At 38.9% G+C, this 7,353-nt stretch carries 5 protein-coding genes; all 5 read right to left on the reverse strand.

Going from position 1 to position 7,353, the window contains the following annotated elements; genetic code table 11:
• Positions 1-126 precede the first annotated feature (126 nt).
• Positions 127-2,787 carry a hypothetical protein gene (locus LC115_04540; protein MCZ2355947.1) on the reverse strand — a complete coding sequence of 887 codons (2,661 nt, stop codon included), beginning with the start codon at positions 2,785-2,787 and terminating at the stop codon, positions 127-129.
• Between the two features lie 42 nt (positions 2,788-2,829).
• The gene (locus LC115_04545; protein ID MCZ2355948.1) at positions 2,830-4,341 is read right to left on the reverse strand and encodes a hypothetical protein; all 1,512 of its coding nucleotides are present in this window, start codon (positions 4,339-4,341) and stop codon (positions 2,830-2,832) included.
• Between the two features lie 8 nt (positions 4,342-4,349).
• Positions 4,350-5,003 (reverse strand): hypothetical protein, encoded by a 654-nt coding sequence (locus tag LC115_04550; protein ID MCZ2355949.1) that lies wholly within the window; start codon positions 5,001-5,003, stop codon positions 4,350-4,352.
• A 66-nt stretch (positions 5,004-5,069) separates the two neighbouring features.
• Complete coding sequence (locus tag LC115_04555; protein MCZ2355950.1) at positions 5,070-6,779, reverse strand: hypothetical protein; 1,710 nt, start codon at positions 6,777-6,779, stop codon at positions 5,070-5,072.
• Between the two features lie 268 nt (positions 6,780-7,047).
• Positions 7,048-7,353: transposase (locus LC115_04560; protein MCZ2355951.1), on the reverse strand; the 306-nt coding region annotated here is incomplete at its 5' end.

A 7,353-nucleotide genomic window follows, 5' to 3' on the forward strand; every position in this document is an offset into this window, starting at 1 on the left:
AATTATCTTTTTTATGTAACTCATTCACAACTGCTGGTTGTAAACCCAAATTTTCCGTAGTTATAAAAAGCGAAGGGGGCAGATAATCTGCCCCCCGCTATACATTACAGAGAGAGAGAGAGTTCCTTACGGATTTGGGAAAGATGCGTAGTACAGATTCAATGAATTTGTATCTACTAAGTTAAAGTCTGTTGCACTAACATTGCCGTCCAAGTTTAAATCTGCATTATTGTAAACATTGGCTGCGTTTGTATCATTTTCAACTGAAACTATGTAGAAGTCGGATGCATTGCATTCGCCTCTATCAAAGCCGGCCATATTTGGGTAGGCATTACCTGCTGCCATACGAATTCTGCTGTTGTCTCGCATCATTGTATTTACGATGTCGTTACCCTCATAAACACTGGCAGGCGCAGTCAAATCCAATGCAGCCGGAATAGTCCTATCATAAGCATTTCCAGCATCAAAAGACTGAATCGAGATGTGATTGCGGTGTCTTATTACCACACGGTAGTTTCCATCAGGAGCTGCGCAGAATTGAGCATAACCGGTAGTTCCCGTAGCAAAATCCTTAATATCTCCATTGCTCATCAACCAAGCATAAGATTTATCCACAGGGTTATCGCTACCATCTCTAAGTTCTATTTCGATAATATCTACTACGTTGGCGGGTATTGGTGTAAAGCCTAAGGCAGTATCCATAACCGCAGTCGTTGGAATAAATCCGGTTGGGTCGCCTACCGTAGCAGTATCGCAGAATGCAGCATTCATAGTGGCTCTAACTGCTACATTAGCATATAAGTTTGTAAACATCGTATCTCCCACCAAATCGTAAGGCCCATCTAAGTATGTTTTAACAACTACTTTTAACGAAGGGTTAACGGTAACAACAACTGTGTCTATGGGGCCGTCGCAAGATCCATTGGTGCGAGCGACTACAAAACTATCATTAGCAGATGTAACTCCATCAGTATAAATTCCGGTATTAAATACCTGTGTAGATGTGGCCTTTAGCGCCCCAAGCATATCATACCAATTTGCGGCATAATCAGCAACTAAGGTGAAAGAACCGGCTCCACAGCGGCTTTGGTCAGCAACCGTAACAGCACCGGGTACCGGCTTAACTGTGATGGTGGTAGTATCGGTTAGTGTATCACCGCAAGCAGGGAAGTCTGTATTGTAAACAAAAACCTTAATTTCATACGTAGAGTCAACGGTTCCTGTGTTCAACGTACCTGCTGGAATAGTAATATTCAGTGTTGCACCATTTCCAACAGCAGGTAATCCTATCTGGAATGGAATACCTTCATCTTGGCGGTAAGCATACGCTACGTAAGTCATCTGAGCGTCTGTTGGGGTGTCTATTATAACGTTGAATGCCTGTGTAGCGCAAATGGTAGTATCTGGATCATCCGTAGAAACAATTAAAGTATTATCCGGAATTGGCATAATAACAAGCGTTTTCTCAACAAAGCATCCACCTTGGGTTGTAGTGTCAGTTACGGCACGAATAGTAATTGTAGTAGGTACTGAAACAGTTGGTAGTGTATAAGAAGTAGAATTACCTGTAGCGATATTAACGGAGTTGGTTATATCCCAGAAAGTTACCGAAACTGTGCTATCTTCTGTAAGAGCGGCTGAGGTACCAGAACAAAATGTATCCGGAGCAGCAATACTAAACGTTGGTACATAGTTTAAATTGATTGTAATAGAGGTGTCGCAACCTGCCGCAGTAACCAATTGTATCTTTCTGCTTTCTTTTGCACCTCCATTAGCTCCATTTACACGAGATAAATTGATTGAAAAATTATTGCTGGCGGCTTGTAGCTGTACATTACCATTATCTACGTCAAACCAATCTCCGGCAACATTACTTGTGAAGTTAATAAGAGAGCCATCACAGAAGTCATCTCCGTTAGCAGGCAATGTGATAATAGGCTTGGGATTAACTACAACCAGAACGGAATCAAAACAGCCTGATAAATCCGGGTCATCATTGTAAGCATAGACTGTATAATTTCCTGCGGTTGTAAATCTATAGCCGGCAGTGCTTATATATGAACCACCATCAATGTTTGTTATATCAACTTTCCAACGAGAGTCAATATCTGAAACAAAAGTGATAGAATCTCCCTCGCAGATAGTATCATTAGGGGTTACGCTCGTGATAGTTGGCTTATAAACCAAAGATTGTGCAGGGGATATATAGCTGAAATTACTGGATAGAACTACTATAGGCAGGCCATAGTGTGCCTTTGTAATAGAGCCTTTCGGGGCGGCGTCAGTAGGCCTACGAATATCAATTATACTAGCGTCAATAGGGCCACCGGGACAAGTTTTTAAATCGAAGGAAATTGTTCCTACCAAAGTCCTAGTTGGACCTATTGGCACCCAATTGCCCACAGCCGCTATAGATGTTAGGGCTTTTACTTGAAGGTTAATTATAGCGCCTTCAGCATGAGGAGACTTGCCTAAGCCCATAGCTAAATAACCTCCTGGATTTGAGGCTGCATCGTATGGCCCTCGTACATCAATCGTACCAGAGTGAAAATTTATAATAGATGTATCCTTGATTGTAAATACGAAGTTAGCGTTTCCAAGACTATCTCCGTTTGGAGCCCCTGCTATATCTTCTACAAAAACATCTACAAAGACTTTCCCTGGGAAAGTAACATCCTTGCGTAGATCTACCGAATACTCGTATCCGATCTGGGCAAACGCAGTTGTACCTACTGCCCATAGTACCATAAGCAGTACTATATGTGAGCATAATTTTCTGATTCTCATAATGTAAATCATTTGGTTAAAGTGGTTTAAAAAAAGTATTAGTTATTTTCGTGTAAAAATAATTGGAAAAATTTGTTCTGTATCATATATTTTTAGTTTAAGCCAAAAAGTACCTACTGTGAGTTGTATCTTTTCTGCATCAATTCGGAATTGGTGTTTCCCAGCGGTGTAATAATCTTGCGCTATTTCTCTAACAAGTTGCCCAACAGGATTATAAAGTAAGATGGTAATAAACTGAGGGGACGTAAGTTCTATGTACAAAGACGTTTGATCAAAAAATGGGTTGGGGTATATGTAAGCAGTAAATGGGAGTACATTTTGGATATTTGTAGGTAAATAAGTGATTGTGTTGGAGGTATCTGTGTCGCAATTATTTCCGGTAATCACGAAATAATCTCCTGGAAGTGTAGGTGTTAAAGTATCTTGATTAGCTCCGTTAATTAGTGTACCGTTAAAGTACCATTGTACGTTGCTACTTTCGGTAGTTTGCAGTTGATTTTGTGGGTTTAAAAAGAGGGTTGGGTCTGGGCTATCTCCTTGCAAAATGATATTTTGGATACTAATAGCAGCGCAATGAGAGTCAGATACAGTAAGAGACAAACTAGCATTTGGCAGTGTATCCCAATCTATTGTAACGATTTGGGTATTATTGGCTCCTACAATAGTTCCTCCGGAAACTACCCAGTTATAATCTAAGGCAGACACATTGGCTTGATACTGTGCAAGTTGATTTTGACAGGCTGTAAAGTTTCCTGTAAAAGAGCTATCTAAATTACAAATTTGCATTGGTATTAAGGTTAGTGAGTCGCTAAAATCGGATTCGCAGGAATAGTAGGTTGCTTTTGCGGTATAGGATCCGGCTTGGGTTGCGAGGAGTGTATCGCTATGCTGATTGGGTATCAAAGTTCCGTCGAGATACCAATTGCAAATTCCGTGATAGCTTGATATAAGGGTTACGCTACCGCCGGGTGGAATCTGCATTTGATTGGCTGTCAAGATAGGAATATTGGGAATACTACACAACGGGAAGTTGGGTGCTGGGTTTATGAAAGATCCTTGGCTTTTAATATTTTGATTTGCAAAATTATAGACCCCCATTGGATTAAGCCTCCAAGAAACGGTATTAAATCCTGCTGGGTTAGTTATCGGAATTTTGAGCCTTCCTATGCGCGTGGAAGTTGTCGTTACCGGTTGTCCGGGTCCTGGGCCTCCAGTGTTTGATAAAACAGTTAAGTTTACATATCCATTTACAGCATTTGAGCCAAAGCTCATCAGATTATAGTTAGCTCCATCCGTCAATGCGTCCCAAGGACCTTTGGTTGTTTGATCTAATGAAACTGCCGCAACATCTAAATTACTCGCTGTAACAAAGATAGAGAAATTGGACATTCCTAAATATAACGGGCCGGGTCCCGTTAGTGTAATGTAAAAATCTATCCACAACTCGCTTTGGTTAACTTTCTGCTCTACCGTTACTTGATATTGTTGCTGGGCATAAGAGTATATACTCGTAAAGCAAAGAACAAAAAGATATACAAATAGGAGTCGTTTCATTATTTGAATTACTTATTCTCGGCAGTTGTGTATCGTAATGATAATGAGTGGTTTTCTACTATCCTTGCATCCTCTTCATTAACTATACCATCTAAGTTAAGGTCTTCTTTTATGAGTATTTCCGGTCTCTTCTCTGATATAGCAGCAAAAACGATAAACATATCCGCAGCATTAACTTCAGCATATAATTCATTGGGAGTATCATATACATTTCCTGCTATCATCATGGATAGTCCTTTGGGGTGCTTTATGTAAGAGTTTGGTTTAGCTATAGTTGGATTTGTAAGGTCTAAAATTGTTTGCCTTTGAATGGTAATTGGCTTGGCAGATGTAATCGGCAAATGATTGCGGTGCTTTACAATAATGTTGTAAGTTCCTTCGGGAGCTTCTAAGTAAACTTGGTTTCCGGCAAGATTGGTTACTTGGCCATTTTTAAGTAACCAGCCGGATAATGTATGCTGAACGGTATTGGTTTGGGGGTTTAAGAGTAAAACCGTGATCATATCTACTGTTCCTGCGGGAGCTGGTATTCCGTAGCTACGCAACTGAACCTCCGGTAGGGTTTGCATTAAATCATCATTTTTCAAAGTATTTTGTGCAGGTCCTTCTAATACTACACGCAAATGCAATTCTTGCGCTATCAAAGGTATCTGAAACATCATTATCGACAAAAATACTATGCTTTTAAAGTAGCGCATTGCGTTTAAAGGGTTCTTTTTCATATCATTTTAATAAGGGACTACTGAATAGTATAAAAACTGGGAGTTCATATCCACAATAATCATATCAGCCGCATTCACAACTCCATCTAAATTAAGGTCTTCCGGGTAATAAACACTTTCTGGGTTTAAGTCATTCATTATAGATGCTACAAAGTAGTCTGAAGCATTAATTTCATGAGCACCGTCATCCTCATAGGCATTGCCGGCTATCATTCCCACTTCTGATCCTGTTACATACGTAGTTCCCCATGTACCCATATAGACATTAGTTGGGTTAGTTAAATCAACCGTAATAGGATTTGAATAGTCTGATAACTTGGCTGTTGCAGACATAATAGGTAGGTGATTTCGGTGTTCTACAACAATATAATAATTGCCGGGGCCTTTATTGCGAAAACGAATATAGGGAGAAAGTCCTGTTTCAAAATCTCTAATTTCTCCATTAGATAGAAGCCAAGCATACGCAGAATCTACCGTTGTGTTGTAGGCTGTTCCGGTACGTAAATAAATATGTACCACATCAACAGCTCCTGCTGGAGAGTTATATGGATTTAACATTTTAGGATACCCTGAAATCACACTTGCGCTTCCATAAAGGCTGTCTAAATGATATTGATAGGTAACAAAGTCTCCAAAATCATACGGATTTAGCTTTGTCCACATATTTCCACTTCCTCCGTCGAAAGCACCCTCTAAGTAAACTTTAATTTTTGTTTTAACAAAATCCCGCTCTCCAAAGCAATAAAAACCACTAAGTTTAGTTTGGTCAATGATAGTATCAGTAGTAATACTATGATAGCTTATATCAGTGGTATCTAAGTTAGACACTCCCAGAGATTTAAAAAGTCCGTTATAACTTGGGGAATGTGCTATGCTAAGGAAATCATTTTGAGAAACATCTTCATCATCATCGTCATAGGTGAATGTGATTTTAGGATTAATCATCGTTAAACCTACTGGATTGATAAACGCAGATTTCCAATAGCGGTGCTCTGTAAGTGTAAAAAGAGATACCATAGCGGAATCTGGGGTGCCGGTAATTGGGTTAGCAACATTTGTGGAGGTAGAAAAGCGATAGTAACCTTTTGTGCCGGTTAAGCCTGAAACTGAAACCGGTGCATACTGCCCTTCATCACCAATAGGAAAAAAGAGTTCTCTATTTAAGGCAACTTCTACGGGACCACTTATGTAACTAAACATATTCCCTTCTGTTTTAGTAGAAGTTTGGGATAAACGAAGTGTATCGGTATCTTCGGTTTTTAAAACTCCTGCCCAAAAATGAATACTATCTCGAACAGTCCAGTTTCCTATCATATTTATTCGCGCAGGTTCTAAGGTCTTTAGGGATAACACATCTAAGGTATCTGTTTTGCTACTCGATGCCACAAAATCCCTTGGATGGGTTACAGATGTTAATTCTACTACTGAGCCGGGTGGCGAGATTATACTACCGGATGCTCCATAATAGTCCATTGAAAGAATAAGGGAATCTTTATTTATTAAAATTCCGTCATTTTGTAGCGGGGGTTCAAGATAGCTTTGGCCTTCATTCAACACATAGCCGTCCGATTTATTATTGATAGAATTGATAGAATTATAGCCAACGAAGAAGTCTGTGCCGGGAGAAATATACAGCGTATCGCTAACCGACATCTGAGCAAGTAACCGTGTGCTTGTAAATAGGCCGCAAAACAAAAATAGTAAACCGTTTTTCATATACCCCAAACTAAATTGTACAGACTTACAAAGAGCAAATTTCAGTATTTTTTCTGAAATTCCCAAGTAAATTCTGCATATCTACGTGTTTTTTTAAACTTTGTTATCCTACTCATTAAAAAATAGTACTGTTTATTTGAAATAATATATTACATTATTGATTATCAGTATATTAAATTTAATATTTGTAATAAAGAGCTGCTATTATCGAGTAAGGCTAAGTTGGCTTAAAGGGATTGTTGTGTGGATGTAATACGATAATGATATTTTAATTAGACCAAAATGTATCTATATTCATATATTTGAATGTGCATATAGACATTACCATTTGAGGGCTTAGGTTCTTTATTGCTTGGTCAAAGAATGTGCTGATTTGTTCTAAATTTTCGAAATGTTTATTGGTAAACTTTCTTTTGATATGTTGCCATATCTTTTCAGCAGGGTTTAACTCTGGGCTGTAAGGAGGTAGAAATAATAGGAAGATATTTTTTGGAATGATTAGTTTTTTTGCCTTGTGGAATGCACCATTATCCAAAACCATTATTTTGTATTCTTCAGGCTCTTGCAATGAAAA

The organism is Bacteroidia bacterium (assembly GCA_026932145.1).
GTDB lineage: Bacteria > Bacteroidota > Bacteroidia > J057 > JAIXKT01 > JAIXKT01.